Genomic DNA, 20919 nt, shown 5'->3' with positions numbered 1-20919 from the left:
CAGGCCCTAGAGCAGATTTCGCTGTTCATACAGGGTCTGCCACACAGCGCCTTTTTTGTTGCTAACCTCGGTATCAAAGTAGTGGCGGACCCGGCGACGATCTCGAGGGTTGTCCTTTAAGACCGTGCCCACCAGGAAATTGACGATGTCCTCAGGCTGGGAGGCGCCGCGTCGATAGTAGTAGGCGTAGATGCCGATGGCGTGGGCTACTGAGACCGCTTCGGCGGTGGACATAACCGCGGCTGACAGGCGATCGGTACTGCGGCCGCTCAAGGTTTGGCCGTTGCGCAATTCGTGAAAGATCGTCACTAGGGCTTCCACCATTTCAGGCGGTACCTGCGTATCCACACCAGAGCGCTGTATCAGTCGCCCCGACTCCCGCTGCACTATCGCCATCTCATCCTGAAGATTGCTGATCGGCGGAATGGTCTCAAAGTTGAGCCGCCGTTTAAGCGCGGCGCTCATATCAAACAAGCCGCGGTCCAGGGAGTTGGAGGTGGCGATGATGTTAAACCCTTCCCGGGCGAACACCACCTCGTTACCCAATTCGGGGATGACAATTTGACGCTCCGACAGGATCGATAAAATGGCGTCCTGTACTGACTGGGGGCAACGAGACAGTTCCTCAAAGCGGACCAGTTGCCCCTCGGCCATACCCTGGTAGACCGGCCCGGGAATCAGGGCTTCCCGGCTGGGGCCATGGCGCTGCAGCAGCGCCACATTCCAGTCGTAGAGTAACTGCCGATAGTTGGAGATGGCGCCACCCTGAATGGTGAACTGGGAGTGGCCGGAAATGCTGCTGGCCAGCAGCTCCGAGAGCCAGGATTTGGCTGTGCCGGGCTCGCCGATCAGCATCACACCACGCTCGGTGAGCAGCGATACAATGACCCGGTTAACCAGCTCCCTCGGGGCCACGAATTTGCGCTCTATACCCAGCTCCTTGTCGCCGAGAATAAAGCGTTCGACGGCAAAGGGAGAGAGTTGCCAGCCCGGTGGCACTGGGCCCGGGTCCCACTGTTTTAATTTTTCCAACTCGCTGGCGAACAGATCTTCAGCAACCGGTCTCTGTATGTGTTTGTCACTCATCGCTGTTCTCCAAGCCTTAAGAGGGTTGCCATTGACCGCGTTTTTCCGGTGCCATGCGCTCCTGGGGCAGTATGCGGGGCAGCTCGGTAATGGGGATGAGACCGTTGATCACGTGATCCAGGGCGCTGTCGCGCATGGTGATCAGGCCGGAGTCCAATGCCAGCGATCGCAGTTCGCCCACTGGGGTATGTCTGGAAATCGCATCCCGCAATTCGCCATTGAGCTGTAAGTATTCAATTACCCCCAGTCGCCCTCGAGTGCCAGTGCCGCCACAGTGGTCGCAGCCGGTGCCGGCAAAGCATTGAAAACCGTCCGGTACCCCGGTCGGGAACAGTTCGGCAAGAATTTCCGGGTCGGTTTCGGCCTCGGTTTTACAGTGGGGGCATATACGCTTGGCCAAGCGCTGTGCCATGACCGCCAGCAGTTCGGAAGCCAATGAATTGGGGTGAACGTTTAAATCGAAAAGCCGCTGCACGGCGTCGACGGCATCGTTGCAGTGCAGTGTGGACAACACAATATGACCCGTTTGGGACGCCCGCAGTGCTTCCAGCGCCGTCTCGTGATCGCGAATTTCCCCTACCAGAATCACGTCGGGATCCTGGCGCACAAAGGAGCGCATGGCATCGGCAAAGCTAAAACCGATTTCTGGCCGCACTCGGGTTTGCTGAATATCGTCGATGGAGTATTCGATGGGATCCTCCACGGTGATGACTTTGCGGGTGCTGTCCTGGGCCAGTAACTGCAGCCCGGCATTGAGGGTGGTGGTTTTACCGGAGCCGGTTGGCCCCACCACTAACACCAGTCCTGCGGGGTTGTGAAGCAGACGGCGGTAGTGGCTGGCGATCTGTGGCGGCATCCCCAGCTCGTCGATACTGATTAGCGAAGAATTCTGCGCCAGCAGGCGAATCACCACGTGTTCACCGTGCAGCGACGGTTGCACCTGCACCCGCAAATCGAAGCGACTGCCGCCTACCCGCACCTGGGCGCGGCCCCCCTGTGGCAGTCGTCGCTCGGCAATGTTGAGGTCGGCCCGCAGCTTAATCACATTGATCAGGCCGCGATACTCGGCGGGGCTGACTTGGTAGTGGCTGAGGTCCAGCAGTTCGCCGTCGACCCGCAGCCGCACTCTGACCCGATCCCGGTACAGCTCCAGGTGGATATCACTGGCGCGGTCGGCGACGGCATCCAGCAGTAGGGCTTCGTAAAGGGCAACCAGACGGGCGTCGATGGTGGTGGGTTCTTTTTCCAGCAAGTCTTCGTCGTAGCCGGGAGAGTGAATATCTTTTTCTGTGGCAACCGGATGATCTTTACCCCGCAGCTGTCGGTCGATGGAGGACCACACTCGGCGGAAGTCAGTGGGAGTAATGAGTTGGAGTTCAATGGTCTTGCCGGGGAAGACCTGTTGAATTTCGTCCATCCGGCTGTTGGGGCTGGTGCAGGCGACGACCAGGCTGGAACCCTTCACATACAGCGGAATAATATGTTGGTGATCCAAGTAGGCCTTGGAGAAGCTGGCGAAAATACTGGGGTCGACATGGCGGAGCAGGGTGTCGGCATTGCTTAGCGGCAAACCGTATTGCTTGGCCAGTGAGCGGTAGACTTTGAGATCGTCGAGGTTCTGCAGCTTCATGATCTCGTCGATGATCAGGGATTTGTTGGCCTCGGCTTTGCTGCGGGCCTCTTTTAGTACATCCGGGGTGACAAAGCCCAGCTCCACCAAAATATCGTCGCCACTGGAAACAAAGTCGATAAAGCCGTGCTCTGTCCGCGCCGCCTTATGATTGCCTCGGTTGACGTACTTCACCAGTATGTGCCGGGATGCCTCACCGGGCTCGATGCACACTAATTGACCCCGTGGTGCCAACTGCTCAAGGAGTGCGGGATGGACGGCAATTTTTGGGGTGGAGATAAGAATGAGATCAAACGGTCCGCTGTCGCTGGCGCCCTGGACACCGTCTCCCTCGCGAACTTGGGTATTCTCTAACCCCAGTTCGGTCAGTCTTTCTCTGGCATAGGTGACTAGCGAGGGTAGTTTCTCTATCGCTGTGACGTGCTGGCTGAGAACGCTCAGTACCGCGGTCAGATAACCCGAGCCGGCGCCAATATGCAGCACCTTGGCGCCGGGCCATATATCGCAGATTGCCAGTATCTGCCGGACAGTGTCCTCTGGTGGAATACTGCGCCCTGCAATCAAGCCCTCCTGATGGTTTTGTATAAAATCCTCCCGATTGATTTGCGCCAGCGCGGCTTCAATACGGCTGGTGATTGATCCCTCGCCATTCATGGCTGCTGCTCCAGGTGGCGTCGCTTATCAGCGGCAGTAGTGTGTTTCTTGGTTTAGCTTATTCTGCGGGGCCTTTCAATTCCAGGCGGTTGCCATCCGGATCATCGATGTAGATCGACGGCCCAAAGCCCTCAGCACCGTTGCGTCGTTCAATGCCGCCATGGCCAATGCCTTGTCGATCCAACCAGTCCAGGATGGCCTGGCCGTCAAAAGGGGATACCCGCACGCAAATATGATCGACGTTGTGAGCATCGCGGTCGGGGGCACGGCCACCTTCCTGCCCCAACTGGCTGTTTACCGGCACCAGATCAATCAGCGCGTCCCCAGCGCGGAGTTGATACAGACCCAGGTCGGGTTCTGACCGCTCCAAGGGGCAGCCCAGCAGATCGCGGTAAAAGCTCAGCATGGCATCAAAGTCGCGGCAGCGCAGTACCACGTGGTCGAGTTTGGTGATGGTGATCATGAGTTCGCCTCGCAGTGAGTGGTCAGTGACAAAGCGATGTTGTGGTCATTGCTGGATACCCAGATGCTGTCTTCATCGAGGGTGAATTGCAGATCCATGTTGCGCTGTGCCAGCGCGGCCAGGGCCTGGCTGTCGGCCGGCGCCAGCTCGTAGACAGAGACTGAGCCCAGTTTGGCTAGCGCCGCACCATTGGCTTGCCACCATTGAGTGGCAGGGCGGCCGCCGTAGCTCAGCACCACCACGTGGCGCGCTTGGCCCCGGGCCTGACGCAGGCGTTTTTCAGTCGGCTGGCCCAATTCTATCCACAGCTCAATTTCGCCCTGCAAATTGCGCTGCCAAAGCTCGGGTTCCTCGTCGGTACTGAGCCCACGGGTCAGCTGCAATGCATCGTCGGCGTAGAGAGCAAAAGCCAGCAGGCGCAGTATCATTCTCTCGTCAGTTTCAGAGGGGTGCCGGGCTACAGTCAGACTGTGCTCGGCGTAGTAGTGGCGGCGCAAATCGCTGATCTGCAAGCGCGCTTTAAAAATCGTAGCTGAGAGTGCCATTAAGGCAATTCCTTGTGACTGCGGTAAATCAGGCTAGCTGGTAGCCGAGGATGACCAGAGCGTAGCGCAGACTTTTACCAATGGCGACCAGAGTGAAAAATACTGGGGCTGGAATGTGCATGATGCCGCCGACCACGGTGAGGGCGTCGCCGCCAATGGGTAACCACGCCATTAACAGTGACCACTTGCCGTAGCGGTTGAACCAGTTTTGAGCGCGAATCAGATCCTGCTCCTTAACCGGGAACCAGCGCCGGCCGACAAAATCACTGATGCGTTTGCCCATCCACCAATTTACCCCGGAACCCAGAGTATTGCCGCTGCTGGCGGCGATCCACAACCAGAGGGGCGACAGGCCCTCGTTGAGCTGGGCCAACAACAGTAGCTCGGAATAGAAGGGCAGCAGGGTCGCGGCGCCAAAGGCCGAGGCAAACAGAATCAGATACGGGGTCATAGTGCTTTGGCGGTGTCTACCAGCTGTTGGAACAGTCGCAGCTGGGGACGTTGTTGCGGCAAATATTCAGGGTGCCATTGCACGCCAACCCGAAAGGGGTGATCGGGGTTTTCCACCGCTTGTACGATAGCGTCGCGATCCCGCCCACTGATTTTTAGTCCTTGCCCCAGGTCGCGAATTGCCTGGTGGTGTAGCGAATTGATGCGGCAATGTTGGGCTTGCAGGATACTTTCCAGCAGGGTCCCCGCGTCGACCTGCAGATGTTTGCGCGGCAACAACATCCGGCGGTTGGAGGTCAGCCGGCGGAATGGGCGCAGGTCGGTATAGAGGGTGCCGCCCAGCACCACATTCATCAATTGCGCCCCCCGACAAATGCCCAGCACCGGCTTGCGGGTGGGCATAATCTGTTCGAGTACACGGATTTCAAATTCGTCCCTGGAACGGTCCAGTGGCGCGGTATCGTCGTGATCGGGAAGGTAGAGGCCGGGGTCGATGTCGTCACCACCGCTGATGATGACGCCGTCCAGGTGCTGGGGAATATGGCTCCGCCGGGGTGTCATGTAGACGGCATCGGCACCGACCCGGCTCAGCGCCCAGCGAATAAACCACCAGGAGACGGGAAAGCGTTTGTCTGCGCCGGTGACACCGATCAGCGGGCGTTTGCCAGTGCTCATGGTTAACTACCCTAAAGCAGTTCCGGCAGCAGCCAGCGGCTGACATCTTCTGGCCAGTCGCCAAATAGCAAGTTGGTGGTTTTGTCCAGGTAGGCGCAATAGGCCCGACGAACTCGCTCCAGGCGCTCCGGATCGTTGGCCAGGGCGTCTACCTGCAGGTAGTCCCGCCAGGCGTGAACCAGGGCCCACTGGGTGTTGTCGATTTGGCTGTTGGGCAGCCGGTAATGCAGGGTGGGCCGGGCGTTGACCCGGGGGTCGTCAATTTTGGCCCGCAGTCGGGGCTCATCGATATGGGCAAACAGCGGCAGCATGTCCAGCGCCCGGTTGCGGGTGGGATTAAAGTGAATATAGTCGTCGATCAGCTGGTCCATGTCCGGCTGGTAATCATCCGCCAGGGCGTGCTTCACATAGTCCCGTTTAAAGGGGTCGATGTAGGGAGTGATGCGGCGGCTGATGGCAACGTTGCTGCGGACTTTAATCCACTCGTAAAGACACAGAAATGCCTGAATATAGCGCCGTACAGTGGTGGCGTCACAGCTGGGCACCTCGGGGTTTAAGTGCAGGCCGAAGGCGTTCTTGGTGGAGGCCTCGGTACCCTTGGCGCCGGCCAGGCGCAAAGCCACAAAAAGGTCCTCCAGCTGCCACAGGTCGCTCACGGCGATAGGGGGGCTCACTACCTCGAAGGGCACCAGCTGTTTTGCCACCAGGCCGACAATGGCCTCGGCAAACTCTTCCAGCTCGTTGCTTTCCTCGGCTTCATAGCGCTCCTGGCTCATGCGCTTGATATAGGCGGAGTCCAGCTCCACGACAAAATCGCCCAGGGCCGTGTCCTTGATGCGATAGTCAAAATCGGATTTTTTGCTTACCGAGCCACCGATATGGTCGATGATAATGTCGGCGATGGGGTCCATGTCGAGGCCGGTGAACTCGATTTCCACACCGACTCGCCGTTCTTTGCCGGCCTCGGACTCCATAATAGGCGGCAGAGGCCACAGGGATTTTCGGTAGTGACGCATATCAGTCATTGGCATCTCCAATAATGCTGGCGACAGGGCCGAGTCGGTCTACATGTTGGCAGACAACTTGGAATAAAGTTAGTAGGGGGACGGCCAGCAGAACCCCGGGTGCGCCCCACAGCCAGCCCCAGAAAAAGATCCATAAAAACACCACAATCGGATTTAGCTTGAAGCGAATACCGTGTACGAATGGATCGACGAATTGGCCCACCACGGCGGTAAACAGGGCATAGCCCAGCGGCGCGGCGATCACGATTAGCCCATCGCCAAAACTGACGGCGCTGACAATGGCCAGCAGGGTCACTGTTATCACTACGCCGAGATAGGGAATATAGCGCAGCACCGCGGCCAGAGCCCCCCACAACACCGGGTCTGGCAGGCCCAGTAACCACAGCGCCAGTGTTGTCATGATGCCCACCACCACATTGACCGCGGTAATGGTAATCAGATAGCGGGACATCTGTAGCGACGCCCGCTCGCTGAGGGAGATCACTGTGGCCTTGTCTCGCTGGGTTGGCAGGGTATGGATAAATCGCCGCAGCAGCGCATCACCCGAGGTCAGCAGAAAAAACAGCAGAATAATGCTGAGGGTACCGTAGACACCAAAGTTACGGCCGATCTCCCACATTTCGCCTCGCCAGCCCGGTTCGGCAATCACCACTTTGCGAACCTTGGGGTCTTCTGGTGGCGCCAGCTCCTTGGCCAGGGAGTCCAGGCTGCGGGTCGCGGCGTCGACGTCGTCGCGGTTATTGCTGTTCACGTCATGCCAATGGTGGCGAATGACATCCACCGCTTCTGGTGCCTTTTGCAACCAGGTACTCGCTGGGCTGGCAATGCCGTAAAGTATGCCGCCAACGCTGCCAAAACACACGGCCATGACCAGCACCGCACCAAGGCTGCGGGGCAGTTTAAAGCGCTGCAGCTTGGTCACCAGGGGCGCCATTAGCAGGGCAAAAATCAGGGCCAGAGTGATGGGCAGCAGTACATCCCGGGCAATGCGCAAGGTGTACAGCACCGCCAAAATCGCCAGTAAAATAAGCGCCCAGTTTTGGCGGCGGGGAGCAGAATCCATAGTTTGTGAGGCGCCTTGTGTGAGTGAAGTGAACGACTGCCATAGAGTAAAGCACTGGCGATGAGTTCACCATGCTGTTGATGCAGCCGTTTGGCTCCGCGTTCTTTGATAAAATCCAATGCCGAGGCAAGCGTATAGCGGCCCTCGCGTGGGCTCTGCAATACCGGCAGAGATGTCGGAGCAGGTAATCGAAAGAGGTTGTTGTGAATAACGATGGGAGCAAAGTCGCGTGAAAGCGCTCACTAGTCTTTTGGGAAATTCGCAGCGCTTGGACGGCGGCGCGATGTTTGGCAATGCGCCCAAGGCGGTGTGGTCCCGTTGGGTCGAAGTCGACGCGGACAACCACATCCCTCTGGCGTGCCGGTGTTTGCTCATTCGTGAAGAGCGGCGAAATATTTTGCTGGAGGTGGGCGTGGGCGCTTTTTTCGCCCCGGATTTGGCTCAGCGTTACGGCTTGGTTGAAAGGGAACACCGACTATTGAACGAGTTGGCTGGGCAGGGTTTGTCGCACACAGATATCGACCTGATCGTGCTCTCGCATTTGCACTTTGACCATGCCGGCGGCCTGTTGCAGCCGTGGCGCGAGGGCTATGTGCCCGAGTTACTGTTCCCCAATGCGCAGATAGTGGTGAGTGAAGACGCCTGGACCCGTGCCAAACAGCCTCACCCAAGGGACCGGGCGTCCTTCATCCCGGAGTTGCCCGAGTTACTGTCGGCATCGGGGCGCTTACAGGTGCTGTCGGGCGGGCATAGCGAGCTGCTGGGGAAAGACTACGTTTTCCATACCAGCCGTGGGCATACCCCCGGTATGTTACTGACCGAAATTCTTATGCCGTCGGAGCCAGTGGTGTTCGCCGCGGATCTCATTCCGGGGGTGCCCTGGGTGCATCTGCCCATCACCATGGGCTACGACCGCTACCCCGAGGCCTTAATTGACGAGAAACGCGCGCTACTGGACGACCTGGAATCCCGTGGTGGCCGGCTGTTTTTTACCCATGACCCCGACGTGGCGATAGGGCGGGTGGTCCGCGACCAGAAAGGGCGGTTCGCGGTTACCGACGAGCGTGCGTCCATATCCAATCTTGTTGCCTAGTCAGGGGACGAGGGCTCGACTTGTATAACGTGGCTGCAATTGCCTCAACCAACAGGGAGTAACGCCATGAAAGCCATTGCCACCGCAGGCTGGGGACCTAAAACAAAGCTGGTTCTTAGCGAGATGCCCGCGCCGTTCTCGTTGGGGGATGAAGACGTGTTGGTGGAGGTGCATGCAGCCTCGGTAAACCCCAAAGATTGGAAGCTCAACTACCATCTAGCGATGGCCGCTACCCCGCTGGGTACCCGGCGTCTACCCCCCTTGTTCGGAGATGATTTGGCCGGTGTCGTAGTCGATAAAGGGACGAGAGTACAGGGTTTGGATGTCGGCGATGAAGTCTATGGTATGGATATGCGCCTGCGCACCGCATCTTTGGCCGAGCAGGCGGTGATCAATCAACAGCGCGTGGCAAAGAAACCCAAAAGTCTCAGTTTTACCGAGGCGGCATCCTTGCCTTTGGCGGCGCTGACGGCGCTACAGGGTTTGCGCAAGGGCGGCGCTGAACAGGGCAAGACAGTGCTGATTATCGGGGCTTCCGGCGGGGTGGGCTCTCTGGCCGTGCAGATTGCTAAATACCTGGGTATGCAGGTAACCGGCGTGTGCAGCACCCGTAACCTGGAGTTTGTCAAACAGTTGGGTGCCGACGCCGTGATTGATTACACCCAGGGCGATTACCGCAAATCTGCCGGTGCGTTCGATATCGTGTATGACGTGACGTCCTACGAAACGCCCCTCACTTGTAAGGTTTTGCTCGGTGAAAACGGTCATTTCATTTCCACGGGTGGGCAGGGGCTCTCTATGGTGGCCACACCGCTGTATCGCCTGCTGGGTAAAAAGGCCAACAGTGTGGTGGTGGAATCTTACCGTGAGGACCTGGGCTATTTAACGGAGTTGGTCGAACTGGGTGCTCTCCATCCGGTTATCGACAGTGTGTATTCTCTGGTCGACAGTGACGCTGCTTACGCCCGCAACCGCAGCGGTCGTTGTCGGGGCAAAGTGGTGATAGAAATCCGCAGTTAAGCTGGGCAGGGGGAAATACACTGCCGGGAGAGATCTCCGGCCAGTTTTAACAGGCCAAAAAAAGCCCGGGTGCGCGTCCGCTAACCCGGGCCCTGATCTAACAGCCGTATAAAAGCGCTAAAAAAGCACTAAACAGGCACTTAGTTGTGGGCGTGCAACATCTCATTCAGGGCGATGGCCGACTTATTGGTCAGCACTTCAATGGCGCCATTTTTGGAGTTGCGGCGGAACAGCAGGTCGGATTTGCCGGCCAGGTCCCGAGCCTTGGCGTTGCCGGCTACCTCACCCTGATCGTCGATCATGGTGACCACCGAGCCAGCGGTGATATACAGGCCGGCTTCAATGGTGCAGCGGTCGCCAAGAGGGATGCCGACACCGGCATTGGCGCCCACCAGGCATTCTTTACCGACTGAAATCACCACATCGTTGCCGCCGGACAGGGTGCCCATGGTGGAGCAGCCGCCGCCGAGGTCTGAGCCGGCGCCGATCATCACGCCTGCCGAAATGCGACCTTCGATCATGCCCGGGCCTTCGGTGCCAGCGTTGAAATTGACAAAACCCTCGTGCATGACCGTGGTGCCTTCGCCCAGGTAAGCACCCAGACGAACCCGGGCGGTATGGGCGATGCGAACCCCGGTGGGGACCACATAGTTGGTCATCTTGGGGAATTTATCCACCGACATGACCTCCAGCAGCTCGCCCTTCATCCGCGCCTGCAACTGGCGCTGGGGCAGTTCTGCCAGATCCACGGCGCCCTGGTTGGTCCAGGCGACATTGGGCAGCGCACCAAACAGGCCGCTCAGGTTGATCTGGTGGGGGCGAACCAAACGATGGGAAAGCAGGTGCAGCTTGAGATAGCCTTCGGGGACGGAGCTAGGGGCGTCGTCGCTGCTAAGCAGGGTGACGACCAGGGCCTGCTGACTGCTGGCCAGTTGTGCGGCTACGTCGGCCAATTCGCTGTCACCGGCACCTTTGAGCGCTTCGGCGACTTGCGACATCTGCTCGGCATTGACTGCAATGGCGCGGTTGCCACCGGTAAAGGAGAGTACACCGGCCACCGCCTCACAGACGGCGGCGTCAGGGTTCAGGCGCGGCAGCGGGAACAGGCTGTCCAGCCAATCGCCTTTACTGTTTTGGGCGCCGAGGCCGATGCCCAGGGCGAATAGTGAATTGCTCATAGTATTGGGGTCTCTTTACCTGTAGAAAATGAGTGAATGGTACGGGCCTTACAATGTGTGATGGGCAAACAGGCGCTGATAGTCCTCTGCTTTAAAGCCCAGGTGACGTTCGCGGCCGGTATCCAGTAGCGGCCGTTTCATCAATGTCGGGTGCTGACTGAGCAGTGCTACCGCGGTCTCTGCATCCAGGTTGTCGCGCTCGCTCTGGCTCAATTGCTTCCAGGTGGTACTGCGCTTATTGACCAGGGCCAGGCCCAGCTCCTGCAGCCAGGCACGCAGCTGTTCGGGGCTGAGGGCTTGCTCTCGTACGTCGCTGAACACGTAGTCGATATTGTGACTGTCCAGCCAGCGCCGGGCGGCGCGGACGGTGTCGCAGTTTTTTATGCCGTAAAGAGTGGTGCTCATGGTTTGCGATCAAGCTGAAATAAAGGGCCGGCATAATAACAAAATTCACAGACCCCTTCAGGTCCGATTTTTGCTTACCATACGGTTGGATTAATCGGCGCTTAATTGCCGCATTGCGACATGGAGGGTGAACATTGCCGCTCGTGACCTGTCTGTCCATTAGTACGGACATTTGACTCGGGTTGGGGCGAAAATACTGATCAGTATCAACAGATCGCAAAAATCATGTTGGCGGCAGGCCCGAAACCGTGCCACGCTTACTATTCGCCGCTAACGACACATTACAAGATAACAATCCCCGGCGGGGTGCAAACCGGAGTTACCGATGAAAAAACTATCCTTAACCGACGATGCCTTTCTGCGCTTGGAGAGCCGCAGTACACCGTTACATATTGGCATGCTGATGTTGTTTGAGCCGCCGGAAGATGCGCCAGCGGACTTTGCCGCCAAGCTGTTTAAGAAGCTCAGCCGCTCCAATCACGCTGCAGAGCCATTCAACCGGTTGCTGGTTCGCAAACGCGGTATGCATTACTGGAAAGAGGATGAAGATTTCGACCTGGGGCAGCACTTTGTACACACCGCGCTGCCCCAGCCCGGGCGTATTCGAGAGCTGTTTGAACTGATCTCTCGAGTGCACTGTGCACACCTGGATAGAAATTACCCGCTGTGGCGTATGTACTTTATCGAGGGCCTGGAAGATGGCCGCATCGCGGTCTACATGAAAGTACACCACGCCCTGGTCGACGGCGTGGCCGGTATGCGGGCGGTGATGAATGCGATGTCCGCTGACCCGGAGGAGTCGATGACCTTGCCGGCCATGTGGGAAGTCACTGCACCCCGCAGCGGAGCCCAAGCCAGCCCGGTACCCCAGACCAGTATTGGCGGCATTACGGCGCTGCGTTCCCTTGCCAGGGAAGGGATCAAGTCGCTGTACTCGCCCTTGCCCTTGCTCAAGGAGCTGCGCACCACCATTACTGATTATCGTAATCACAAGGAAGATGTAGTGATCGGTATGAGCCCGCGTTGCGCGCTGGTTCAGCCCATTTCCTCCACCCGTCGTTTTGCCGCCCAGTCTTATTCCCGGAGCAGAATCAAAGCGGTGGGTAAAGCCTTTGAGGCCACCACCAACGATGTGGTACTGGCCATGTGTGGTGGGGCCATACGCCGCTATTTGCAGGAGCTGAACGATTTGCCGGAGCGGCCCATAATGGCCGGGGTACCGATTTCTATTCGCAAACCCGGTTCCGATTTTGGCAATGAGGTGTCCTTTACCGCCGCACACCTGGGCACCAATATTGTCGATGCCGGTGAGCGGATGCTGGCTATCAAACGTTGTATGGATGACAACAAGAAACACATGAGTAAGCTGTCCCCCGGACAGTTTGGCGCTTACTCCGCGATTAAGATGATGCCCGGTGTGCTGAATTCGGTGTTCAAATTCGCGCCGGACTGCATGATTGGTGGGGTGGTGGTATCCAATGTGCCGGGGCCCCAGCAGGACATGTACTGGCAGGGAGCGAGGCTGTCGGGGCTGTACCCACTGTCGCTGTTGCTGGATGGCAATGCTCTTAATATTACCCTGATTACTCGCCACGACTCGGTCGATTTTGGCTTGATCGCATGCCGTAAGTCGGTGCCCCATATGCAGCGTTTGCTGGATTACCTCGAGGAGGCCCTCACCGATCTCGAAGTGGCCGCCAAGCAGCACACCTCGACGCTATCGGTGGTAGACAGTGGTAATGCCAACACCGCCAAGAAAACCTCGAACCAGCGCAAAAAGGCGGTGGCGAAAAAGAGTGCCGCCAGCTCGGATCAGAGCAAGCAGGCCGATGCGGCGCCGTCGCGTACCACCGCCGCCAATAAAGCCCCTGCTAAAAAAGCGGCAGCTCGCCGCAAAGTGACGGCCCGCAGTCACAAGAAGGTCGCCAAGGCGAAGTCGGCGTAGGGCTGCTTTCTGTTAGGCTTCAATAAGTCGCGGATGTTGGGTTCACTAACCCAATCTACCGATGATACATGTAGGTTGGGTTGAGGTACGAAACCCAACGCTTGTCGGCTCTGCTGGGGCCTTGGTGTTGGGTTTGGCAACCCAACCTACACGCACTCGGGGACTTTATGATTGGGGTAGAGCGGACATATAGTGTGATGTTTGCCCTGGTCGCCCCGGCGTGTATCAGGCTTTGCGGGTTTTCTTTGGGGCTTTGCGATCCGGGTAGCAGGTGCGGCAAATGTCGCACACCGTGCCGTCGCAGCCCCTGGCTGAGCAGAACTCCCGCCCGTAATAGATAATCTGCAGGTGCAGGGCGTTCCAGGAATCCTTGGGGAACAAGCGCTTCAAATCCTTCTCGGTTTGCGCGACATTTTTGCCGCTGCTCAATCCCCAGCGCTGGGCGAGGCGGTGGATATGGGTGTCCACCGGGAACGCCGGCTCACCAAAGGCTTGGGACATCACCACGCTGGCGGTTTTGTGGCCCACTCCAGGCAGGGTCTCCAGCGCATCGATATCGGCAGGCACTTCACCGTTGTAATCTTCCACCAGTATTTCCGACAGGCGTTTTATGGCTTTGGATTTTTGTGGCGACAGGCCGCAGGGGCGGATGATTTCGCGAATGGTCTCAACGTCCCGCTTGGCCATATCGAAGGGGTTGTCGGCTAAGGTGAACAGCGCCGGGGTCACCTGGTTGACCCGCTCGTCGGTACACTGCGCCGACAGCAGCACTGCCACCAGCAAGGTATAGGGGTCTTTATGGTCCAACGGGATCGGCGGTTGCGGGTAGAGCTCATTCAGGCGCCGCAAAATAAAGGCGACTCGATCTTTTTTAAGCATCGCTATTACAGGCTTTCCACATACTGGCGGATGCGCTGAGCCGCCTCGACACATTTTTCCGGCTCGGCGACCAGGGCCATGCGCACGTAGTTCGCGCCCGGGGTTTGGCCGTCTACCTCTCTAGACAAAAAGCTGCCTGGCAAGACGGTGACGTTTTGCTGATGGAACAGGCCGGCGGCAAACTCGGTATCGGCGATAGGGGTCGGTGCCCACAGATAGAACGATGCCTGGGGCCGGGCTACCGCCAGGCAGCCATCGAGTACGTCCAAGACCTGATCGAACTTCTGTCGATACAGCTCCCGGTTGGCCAACACGTGGGCCTCGTCCTGCCAGGCGGCGATACTGGCCAACTGGGTTTGAATGGGCATGGCACAGCCGTGGTAGGTGCGGTAGAGCAGAAAGCCCTTGAGGATATCGGCATCGCCGGCGACGAAACCGGAGCGCAGTCCGGGCAGGTTGGAGCGTTTAGACAGGCTGTGAAAGACCACGCAGCGCCGAAAATCGTGACGACCCAGTGCGGCACAGGCCTGCAGAAGCCCGGTGGGTGGACTGTCCTCGTCGAAGTACAGTTCTGAGTAGCACTCGTCGCTGGCGATCACGAAGTCGTAACGGTCCGCCAGTTGGATCAGCGAGCCCAGATAATCCTGAGACATGACGGCGCCACTGGGATTGCCCGGCGTGCACAAGTAGATCAATTGGCAGCGCTGCCAGACCTCCTCCGGCACGCTATCCAGATCGGGGATAAAACCGTTGTCTGCGGTGCAGGGCAGGAAGTAGGGCTGGGCGCCGGCCAGCAACGCGGCGCCTTCGTAAATTTGATAAAAGGGGTTGGGGCTGCACACCAAGGCGTCGCTGCTGGGGTCCACTACAGCTTGAGCAAAGGCAAACAGTGCCTCGCGGGTGCCATTGACCGGCAAAATCTGGCTGTCGGGGTCCAGGCCGTCCAGCCCAAAGCGTCGTACCGCCCAGTCCGCCGCCGCGCTGCGAAGTTCCGGCAGGCCCTTGGTGGTGGGGTAGTTGCTCACCCGTTGGCGCTCGGTGCTGAGCACATCGGTGACAAAACCTGGTGCCGGGTGCCGAGGCTCGCCAATAGAAAGTGGTATTGCTGGCAGCGAGGACTCGCTGGACTCCCCCAGTAGGGCGCGCAGCTTTTCAAAGGGGTAGGCCTGTAGTGCCTGTAAGCGGGGGTTCATTGTGGTGATTTGCTCGCTTGTTCGTCCAGCTCCCGACAGATCGCTCGCTGAATGTCTTCACACAATTGCGGATCTTCAATGGGGCGGTTGTTCTCATCGGATAAAAAGAACACGTCCTCGACCCGCTCACCCAGGGTGGCGATTTTGGCATTGAGGATGCGTACCCGGTATTTGTTGAATATCTGTGCAATCCGCGCCAGCAGCCCCGGACGGTCCGGCGTAATGACCTCCAGCACGGTGTGGCCCTTATTGAGATCGGTGGCCATGCTGGTGCGGGTGGGTGTGGAGAACAGCCGCATCTGACGAGGGGTGCGGCGGCTAATTAGCTCGGCGCTGTTGTTGGGATCGGCCAGCTGTTCTTTCAGGTAGGCGACGATCTGATTGATCCGGTCCTGATTGTCGCCAATGGACTCGCCATTGGCGTCGAGAACGTAGAAGGTATCTAGGGTATAGCCGGTGCCGCTGTTATAGATGCGGGCGTCCTGCACGTTCAAGTCCAGTTGTTCCAGAGCTGCGGCCAGCAGGGCAAACAGCCCCACCCGGCCCCGGGTGTGGACGAAAATCTGAGTCGCGCCCTCGTGGTCCAGAAGTCCACCTTCTTTAACCAGTACCACCGAGTCGCCCGGCCGGGTGCGCTGGGCAATGGCGCGGCAGTGCCAGACAATGTCGTCGACCTGCTCGCGGATAAAGTAGTCCTCGCCGGTTTCCGCCCAGGTCTCGCGAATTTCGGTCTCGGTAAAACCGTAGTCTTCCAGGCGCTCAATCGCCGCCATTTGGGTTTCTGCAATCCACTCTTGCTTGTCGACCGGATTTTCCAGACCGCGCCGCAGTGCGCGCCGTGTTTCAGCGTAGAGTTGGCGCATTAGCGACGCCCGCCAGGAGGTCCACAGGCTGGGGTTGGTGGCATTGATGTCGGCAATCGTCAGGCAGAACAGGTAATCCAAGTGCTGCTGGTCGCCGACGGTGAGGGCGAAATCGCGGATCACATCGGGGTCCTGAATATCCTTACGCTGGGCGACAGAGGACATCTCCAGGTGTTTTTCTACTAACCAGGCGACCAGGTTGGTATCGCGCTTGGGCAGGCCCAGATACTCGCAAAACTCCCGGGCATCGACTGCGCCCAGGGTGGAGTGGTCGCCACCTCGGCCCTTGCCGATATCGTGAAACAGTCCCGCTAGGAACAGCAGCTCGGGCTTGGGCACCCGCTGCATAATGCGGCAGGCCATGGGGTAGACCTTGACCATGTCGGGGTAACGGAAGCGGCTGATATTTTTGATCAGCTCCAGGGTGTGGGCGTCCACCGAATAAATATGGAACAGGTCGTGCTGCATTTGCCCGACAATTTTGCCGAAGGCGGGGATGAATTTGGCCAATACGCCAAAACGCTTCATGCGGCGCAGGTTGAGGGCGACCCGGGAGGGGGCCTGAAGCAGGCGCAGGAAGTAATTTTTGTTGCGGGGGTCGGCGCGAAACTCGTCGTCGATCAGATGCCGGGAGTTGCGGATCAGGCGGATGGTGCTGGCCCGCACCCCGTCGATGGCTTCCATGTGGGCCATCAACACAAAAATTTCCATCAGCGCCGAGGGGGTTTTTTCAAAGACCTTGTCGTTGGTGACTTCGATATGCCCGTTGCGGATGCGAAAGCGCGGGTTGATATCCAGAATGGTCTCGGCTTCGCAGGCGCGGAGAATGGTTTCATCGAAGTGTTGCATCAGCACATCGTTAAGCGCCCCCAGCTGTTGGACCCAGCGATAGTACTTCTGCATAAAGCGCTCGACGGCGAGTTTGTTATCGTCGTCCTCAAAGCCGAATTGGCGGGCCAAGGTGCGCTGGTGGTCAAACAGCAAGCGGTCTTCTTCCCGTCCGGCAATCAGATGTAGCGCAAAACGCAGCCGCCACAAAAAATCCTGTCCATCTTTGATGGTGTCCAATTCCTCCTGACTGAGGAAATGGCGATCCCGAAGCTCGTCGATGGACTGGGCGCCGAAGTGGCGTTTAACCACCCAGCCGATCATCTGAATATCCCGCAACCCGCCGGGCGAACTCTTGATGTTGGGTTCCAGATTGTACTCAGTGTTGGCAAATTTGCGGTGGCGACGAATTTGCTCGTCCCACTTGGCTCGGAAAAACTCCGCGCTGGGCCAGATCTTATCCGGGCCAACTTTGGCCATCAGTTGCTGATGCAGGGCGGGATTGCCGGCGAGAGTGCGGGACTCCATCAAGTTGGTGACAATGGTGATGTCGTCGATGGCGGCCTGCCGGCATTCCTCAATGCTGCGCACACTGTGGCCAATATCCAGGTTGATATCCCAAAGCAGGGTAATCAGCCGCTCGATATTGTCCTGATACGAATGCTCATCACTGGCGGTCAGGATGAGCAGGTCGATATCCGAATAAGGGTGGAGCTCGCCGCGCCCATAGCCGCCCACCGCGACCAGGGCGATGTCGTCGCCCCACTCGAACTGGTCCCAGATACACCGCAGCAGCGCATCGATACGGGCAGAGCGCAAAGCAACCAGCTCACTGACCGGCTGTTCATCGTAGAATCGCTGGCGCAGTTCCTCTTGAAGGTCGCTTAAATACTGTCGATAGGCGCCGATGTCGTTCCCCGCTTGGGACAGCATTGCCTGCAGGGCCTCGGTATCGACAGCGGACTGGCTTAGCGGTTGCTCTGCGCTCATACATCTCCTCGGAAAAACGGCTCGTCGGGGCGAGCAGTCAGAACTTCCACACCCGTGGCGGTCACTGCCATGGTGTGCTCCCACTGCGCGGACAGTCGACGATCTTTAGTAGTCACGGTCCAGCCATCTTTCATATTGAGCTTGGTCTGTTTTTTACCGGCGTTGATCATCGGTTCAATGGTGAAGGTCATGCCCTCTTTTAATTCCAGGTCGTTGCGGCGGTTGTAACCCTCGCCGTAGTGCAGCACCTGCGGGTCCTCATGGAAGCCCCGGCCGATGCCGTGCCCACAATACTCTTCGACGACCGAGTAGTGATTGGCCCGGGCGTGTTTGGCTATCACCTTGCCGATGTCGCTGAGATAACAGCCCGGCCGCACCAGCTCAATGGCCTTGTAGAGGCACTCCTGGGTAACCGCGCACAGGCGTTTGGCGTGCTCGGGGACGTCCCCCACGTAATACATGCGATTGGTGTCGCCGTGCCAGCCATCCTTTATTACGGTGACATCGATATTGAGGATGTCGCCGTCTTTTAACACCTTCTTGTCCGAGGGGATGCCGTGGCAGATGACCTCGTTGACTGAAGTACAGATCGACTTGGGAAAGCCGTTGTAGTTAAGGGGGGCGGGGATCGCCTGTTGGTGCTGGGTGATATAGTCGTGGCAGATCTTATCCAACTCGCCAGTGGTCACCCCAGGTTTGACATAGGGGGCGATCATATCCAGAACCTCGGCAGCGAGGCGCCCCGCGACGCGCATGGCGGCGATGTCTTCGGGGCTTTTGATGCTGACATTCATAAAACAGATTTCCGGCAGTTCTGCTCCGGCGGATGAGTGATCCCGGAGCACAAAAGGGCGCATTGTAAACCATCAGCCGCTTGTCGACGATCAAAGGCTGGGGCAGGGCGGCCTTCGTGCCCGCTAGTCGGCCATTTGGCGCCAATTCCAGCTTTATTGCCGCGGGGCTCTGTGGTATAAATACGCGCCCCGAGCGGAGCGCTCCGTTCTGGGACACTTAACGACGCGTGTTCACCGGCACACAATCCCGGGTGCTGCAGCTAGACTGTGGTTGGGTTGTGGGGTGGATGCAAGTTCCTAACCCGATGATATTTAAGGAAAAATCATGTCACAAGTAAGCATGCGCGATATGCTGCAGGCCGGGGTTCACTTCGGTCACCAGACCCGTTTCTGGAACCCCAAAATGGCGCCCTTCATTTTTGGTGCCCGCAACAAGATTCACATCATCAACCTCGAGCACAGCGTGCCGGCCATGAACGAGGCGCTCAGCGCCATCGAAAAGCTGGCCGCCAACAAGAGCAAAATCCTCTTTGTTGGTACCAAGCGTGCTGCGAGCAAAATTGTTGCTGAGCAGGCTACCCGCGCGGGGATGCCCTACGTTAGCCACCGCTGGTTGGGCGGCATGCTCACCAACTACAAAACCATTCGTCAGTCAGTGCGTCGCCTGCGCGACCTGGAAGCCCAGGAGCAGGACGGCACCTTCGACAAATTGACCAAGAAAGAAGCTCTGATGCGCCGCCGCGATATGGAAAAGCTGGAGCGCAGCATCGGCGGTATCAAGGATATGGCTGGTCTTCCCGACGCGCTGTTTGTTATCGACGTCGATCACGAGCGCATTGCCATCCAGGAAGCCAACAAGCTGGGTATTCCTGTTATCGGTGTGGTTGATACCAACAGCAACCCCGACGGTATCGACTACGTGATTCCCGGCAACGATGACGCCATCCGTGCCATCAAACTCTATGTGAACGCTGTGGCTGAGACTGTGATCAACGCCACCGCAACCGCCAATGTGGCCGCCGACGAGTTTGTGGAAGTGAGCCCGGAGGGCGAGGGCGACGCCGCAGCTGAGTAAGCGGTGCCCTTTAGGCAGTTAACGAAGGGGGCAAGGCCCCCTTTTTTTGGATTGTCACTTGTTTGTAGCAAGTGAGTGGGAAATTCGCAGGCCCGGCAAGGCCGGGACGAATCTAGTCTAAACGAGAGGAATTTAAGGATGGCTGTATCAGCAGCAATGGTGAAAGAGCTTCGCGAGCGCACCGGCCTGGGCATGATGGAGTGCAAGAAAGCACTGAATGAAGCAAACGGAGACATTGAGCTGGCCATTGAAGAGCTGCGCAAGTCCAGTGGCATGAAAGCCGCCAAGAAAGCTGGTCGCACCGCGGCAGATGGCGTTGTTGCGACCCGTATTGCTGAAGACGGCAGTTACGGCGTACTGGTGGAAGTGAACAGCGAAACTGACTTTGTGGCCCGGGACGAAGGCTTTCTGGCTTTCGTCGGTCAAGTGGCCGATCAAGCCTTTGCCAGCAAAAACAGTGACGTTGCTTCGCTGATGGCGGGTGACCTGGAAGCGGCTCGCGAGGCATTGGTGCAAAAGATCGGTGAAAACATCACCGTTCGCCGCGCCGAAGTGCTGGCTGCCGAGGGCGGCGTTGTTGACAGCTACGTACACTCCAACAACCGCATTGGTGTACTGGTTGCGCTGAAAGGTGGCGATGCGGAGCTGGCACGTGACGTTGCTATGCATGTTGCGGCGGTCAACCCCCGTGTGGCTCGCCCCGAGGACATGCCTGAAGAGGTCGTGGCCAAGGAGAAAGAAATATTCACTGCTCAGGCTCAGGAAAGCGGCAAGCCGGCTGAAATCATTGAAAAAATGATTCAAGGCCGGATTCGCAAATTCCTGTCTGAAAATGCACTTGTCGACCAAGCCTTTGTCAAAGACCCCGATCTGACTGTGGGCAAGCTGCTGAAAAACGGCGGCGCCGATATTCAGAGCTATATTCGCTATGAAGTGGGCGAGGGTATCGAGAAGGAAGACGTCGATTTTGCTGCAGAAGTGGCCGCTCAGCTCAAGGGCTGATAGCAAACACGCAGTATTTTCGCAGCCCGCCGGGACGACGCGCCCGGCGTGGCTTCCCGGGAG

19 protein-coding genes are annotated in these 20919 nt (G+C 58.1%); 5 read left to right on the top strand and 14 right to left on the bottom strand.

Translation table 11 applies throughout. The features are described from left to right. Nucleotides 1-6: 6 nt before the first annotated feature. The 8 genes from I6N98_RS12395 to I6N98_RS12360 are packed head-to-tail and all read right to left on the bottom strand — an operon-like array spanning nucleotide 7 to nucleotide 7591. Nucleotides 7-1086, bottom strand: a complete 1080-nt coding sequence (locus I6N98_RS12395; RefSeq protein WP_198568664.1) for an ATP-binding protein — start codon at nucleotides 1084-1086, stop codon at nucleotides 7-9. 16 nt (nucleotides 1087-1102) lie between these two features. After that, entirely contained in the window at nucleotides 1103-3370 is a 2268-nt protein-coding gene (locus tag I6N98_RS12390; protein ID WP_198568663.1) for an ATPase, T2SS/T4P/T4SS family, read from the bottom strand. A gap of 58 nt (nucleotides 3371-3428) precedes the next feature. Next, nucleotides 3429-3833, bottom strand: coding sequence for a VOC family protein (locus I6N98_RS12385; RefSeq protein WP_198568662.1), 405 nt, complete (start codon nucleotides 3831-3833; stop codon nucleotides 3429-3431). Further along, nucleotides 3830-4378 (bottom strand): YaeQ family protein, encoded by a 549-nt coding sequence (locus I6N98_RS12380; protein WP_198568661.1) that lies wholly within the window; start codon nucleotides 4376-4378, stop codon nucleotides 3830-3832. The genes I6N98_RS12385 and I6N98_RS12380 overlap by 4 nt, the downstream gene beginning before the upstream one ends. 28 nt (nucleotides 4379-4406) lie before the next feature. Next, entirely contained in the window at nucleotides 4407-4829 is a 423-nt protein-coding gene (locus I6N98_RS12375; protein WP_198568660.1) for a YqaA family protein, read from the bottom strand. Further along, nucleotides 4826-5503, bottom strand: a complete 678-nt coding sequence (locus tag I6N98_RS12370; protein WP_198568659.1) for a gamma-glutamyl-gamma-aminobutyrate hydrolase family protein — start codon at nucleotides 5501-5503, stop codon at nucleotides 4826-4828. The genes I6N98_RS12375 and I6N98_RS12370 overlap by 4 nt, the downstream gene beginning before the upstream one ends. Before the next feature lie 11 nt (nucleotides 5504-5514). Then, on the bottom strand, nucleotides 5515-6528 hold the full coding sequence (locus I6N98_RS12365; protein WP_198568658.1) for an amidoligase family protein: 1014 nt from the start codon (nucleotides 6526-6528) through the stop codon (nucleotides 5515-5517). Then, the gene (locus I6N98_RS12360) at nucleotides 6521-7591 is read right to left on the bottom strand and encodes an AI-2E family transporter (RefSeq protein ID WP_198568657.1); all 1071 of its coding nucleotides are present in this window, start codon (nucleotides 7589-7591) and stop codon (nucleotides 6521-6523) included. The genes I6N98_RS12365 and I6N98_RS12360 overlap by 8 nt, the downstream gene beginning before the upstream one ends. A 229-nt stretch (nucleotides 7592-7820) precedes the next feature. Between I6N98_RS12360 and I6N98_RS12355 the strand changes: the two genes are divergently transcribed. Both I6N98_RS12355 and I6N98_RS12350 read left to right on the top strand, forming a co-directional pair. Then, nucleotides 7821-8684 carry an MBL fold metallo-hydrolase gene (locus I6N98_RS12355; protein ID WP_198568656.1) on the top strand — a complete coding sequence of 288 codons (864 nt, stop codon included), beginning with the start codon at nucleotides 7821-7823 and terminating at the stop codon, nucleotides 8682-8684. Between the two features lie 66 nt (nucleotides 8685-8750). Further along, the gene (locus I6N98_RS12350) at nucleotides 8751-9704 is read left to right on the top strand and encodes an NADP-dependent oxidoreductase (RefSeq protein ID WP_198568655.1); all 954 of its coding nucleotides are present in this window, start codon (nucleotides 8751-8753) and stop codon (nucleotides 9702-9704) included. 140 nt (nucleotides 9705-9844) lie between these two features. Here the strand turns inward: I6N98_RS12350 and dapD are convergent, their stop codons facing one another. Next, the gene (gene dapD, locus I6N98_RS12345; RefSeq protein WP_198568654.1) at nucleotides 9845-10882 is read right to left on the bottom strand and encodes a 2,3,4,5-tetrahydropyridine-2,6-dicarboxylate N-succinyltransferase; all 1038 of its coding nucleotides are present in this window, start codon (nucleotides 10880-10882) and stop codon (nucleotides 9845-9847) included. A 48-nt stretch (nucleotides 10883-10930) separates the two neighbouring features. After that, the gene (locus tag I6N98_RS12340) at nucleotides 10931-11287 is read right to left on the bottom strand and encodes an arsenate reductase (protein WP_198568653.1); all 357 of its coding nucleotides are present in this window, start codon (nucleotides 11285-11287) and stop codon (nucleotides 10931-10933) included. Nucleotides 11288-11612: 325 nt separating this feature from the next. On the opposite strand from I6N98_RS12340, the gene I6N98_RS12335 reads away from it, so the two are divergent. Beyond that, nucleotides 11613-13232, top strand: coding sequence for a WS/DGAT/MGAT family O-acyltransferase (locus I6N98_RS12335; RefSeq protein WP_198568652.1), 1620 nt, complete (start codon nucleotides 11613-11615; stop codon nucleotides 13230-13232). A gap of 225 nt (nucleotides 13233-13457) precedes the next feature. On the opposite strand, the gene nth is transcribed toward I6N98_RS12335, so the two are convergent. Genes nth through map form a run of 4 tightly spaced genes read right to left on the bottom strand, consistent with a single transcriptional unit; the run spans nucleotide 13458 to nucleotide 18779 of the window. Further along, nucleotides 13458-14111 (bottom strand): endonuclease III, encoded by a 654-nt coding sequence (gene nth / locus I6N98_RS12330; RefSeq protein ID WP_198568651.1) that lies wholly within the window; start codon nucleotides 14109-14111, stop codon nucleotides 13458-13460. A gap of 5 nt (nucleotides 14112-14116) precedes the next feature. Beyond that, nucleotides 14117-15304 (bottom strand): succinyldiaminopimelate transaminase, encoded by a 1188-nt coding sequence (dapC, locus tag I6N98_RS12325; protein WP_198568650.1) that lies wholly within the window; start codon nucleotides 15302-15304, stop codon nucleotides 14117-14119. Then, the gene (locus I6N98_RS12320) at nucleotides 15301-17985 is read right to left on the bottom strand and encodes a [protein-PII] uridylyltransferase (RefSeq protein ID WP_198568649.1); all 2685 of its coding nucleotides are present in this window, start codon (nucleotides 17983-17985) and stop codon (nucleotides 15301-15303) included. The genes dapC and I6N98_RS12320 overlap by 4 nt, the downstream gene beginning before the upstream one ends. Beyond that, nucleotides 17982-18779, bottom strand: a complete 798-nt coding sequence (gene map, locus I6N98_RS12315; RefSeq protein WP_198568648.1) for a type I methionyl aminopeptidase — start codon at nucleotides 18777-18779, stop codon at nucleotides 17982-17984. Before map ends, I6N98_RS12320 begins: the two co-directional genes overlap by 4 nt. A 325-nt stretch (nucleotides 18780-19104) precedes the next feature. Here map and rpsB point away from each other — a divergent pair, with 325 nt between their 5' ends. Continuing rightward, nucleotides 19105-19854 carry a 30S ribosomal protein S2 gene (gene rpsB / locus I6N98_RS12310; RefSeq protein WP_198568647.1) on the top strand — a complete coding sequence of 250 codons (750 nt, stop codon included), beginning with the start codon at nucleotides 19105-19107 and terminating at the stop codon, nucleotides 19852-19854. Between the two features lie 138 nt (nucleotides 19855-19992). Further along, nucleotides 19993-20856, top strand: a complete 864-nt coding sequence (gene tsf / locus I6N98_RS12305) for a translation elongation factor Ts (protein ID WP_198568646.1) — start codon at nucleotides 19993-19995, stop codon at nucleotides 20854-20856. Nucleotides 20857-20919 lie beyond the last annotated feature (63 nt).

Origin of the sequence: Spongiibacter nanhainus (assembly GCF_016132545.1) — a bacterium.
Classification (GTDB): Bacteria; Pseudomonadota; Gammaproteobacteria; order Pseudomonadales; family Spongiibacteraceae; genus Spongiibacter; species Spongiibacter nanhainus.
Note: the sequence above shows the minus strand (reverse complement) of the source record. Positions and strands in the feature narration are given on the sequence as shown.

Excerpts from the sequence above, each read along its gene's own strand:
- I6N98_RS12395 (WP_198568664.1), bottom strand. The coding sequence starts at position 1,086 with ATGAGTGACAAACACATACAGAGACCGGTTGCTGAAGATCTGTTCGCC.
- I6N98_RS12390 (WP_198568663.1), bottom strand. The coding sequence starts at position 3,370 with ATGAATGGCGAGGGATCAATCACCAGCCGTATTGAAGCCGCGCTGGCG.
- I6N98_RS12385 (WP_198568662.1), bottom strand. The coding sequence starts at position 3,833 with ATGATCACCATCACCAAACTCGACCACGTGGTACTGCGCTGCCGCGAC.
- I6N98_RS12380 (WP_198568661.1), bottom strand. The coding sequence starts at position 4,378 with ATGGCACTCTCAGCTACGATTTTTAAAGCGCGCTTGCAGATCAGCGAT.
- I6N98_RS12375 (WP_198568660.1), bottom strand. The coding sequence starts at position 4,829 with ATGACCCCGTATCTGATTCTGTTTGCCTCGGCCTTTGGCGCCGCGACC.
- I6N98_RS12370 (WP_198568659.1), bottom strand. The coding sequence starts at position 5,503 with ATGAGCACTGGCAAACGCCCGCTGATCGGTGTCACCGGCGCAGACAAA.
- I6N98_RS12365 (WP_198568658.1), bottom strand. The coding sequence starts at position 6,528 with ATGACTGATATGCGTCACTACCGAAAATCCCTGTGGCCTCTGCCGCCT.
- I6N98_RS12360 (WP_198568657.1), bottom strand. The coding sequence starts at position 7,591 with ATGGATTCTGCTCCCCGCCGCCAAAACTGGGCGCTTATTTTACTGGCG.
- I6N98_RS12350 (WP_198568655.1), top strand. The coding sequence starts at position 8,751 with ATGAAAGCCATTGCCACCGCAGGCTGGGGACCTAAAACAAAGCTGGTT.
- dapD (WP_198568654.1), bottom strand. The coding sequence starts at position 10,882 with ATGAGCAATTCACTATTCGCCCTGGGCATCGGCCTCGGCGCCCAAAAC.
- I6N98_RS12340 (WP_198568653.1), bottom strand. The coding sequence starts at position 11,287 with ATGAGCACCACTCTTTACGGCATAAAAAACTGCGACACCGTCCGCGCC.
- I6N98_RS12335 (WP_198568652.1), top strand. The coding sequence starts at position 11,613 with ATGAAAAAACTATCCTTAACCGACGATGCCTTTCTGCGCTTGGAGAGC.
- nth (WP_198568651.1), bottom strand. The coding sequence starts at position 14,111 with ATGCTTAAAAAAGATCGAGTCGCCTTTATTTTGCGGCGCCTGAATGAG.
- dapC (WP_198568650.1), bottom strand. The coding sequence starts at position 15,304 with ATGAACCCCCGCTTACAGGCACTACAGGCCTACCCCTTTGAAAAGCTG.
- I6N98_RS12320 (WP_198568649.1), bottom strand. The coding sequence starts at position 17,985 with ATGAGCGCAGAGCAACCGCTAAGCCAGTCCGCTGTCGATACCGAGGCC.
- map (WP_198568648.1), bottom strand. The coding sequence starts at position 18,779 with ATGAATGTCAGCATCAAAAGCCCCGAAGACATCGCCGCCATGCGCGTC.
- rpsB (WP_198568647.1), top strand. The coding sequence starts at position 19,105 with ATGTCACAAGTAAGCATGCGCGATATGCTGCAGGCCGGGGTTCACTTC.
- tsf (WP_198568646.1), top strand. The coding sequence starts at position 19,993 with ATGGCTGTATCAGCAGCAATGGTGAAAGAGCTTCGCGAGCGCACCGGC.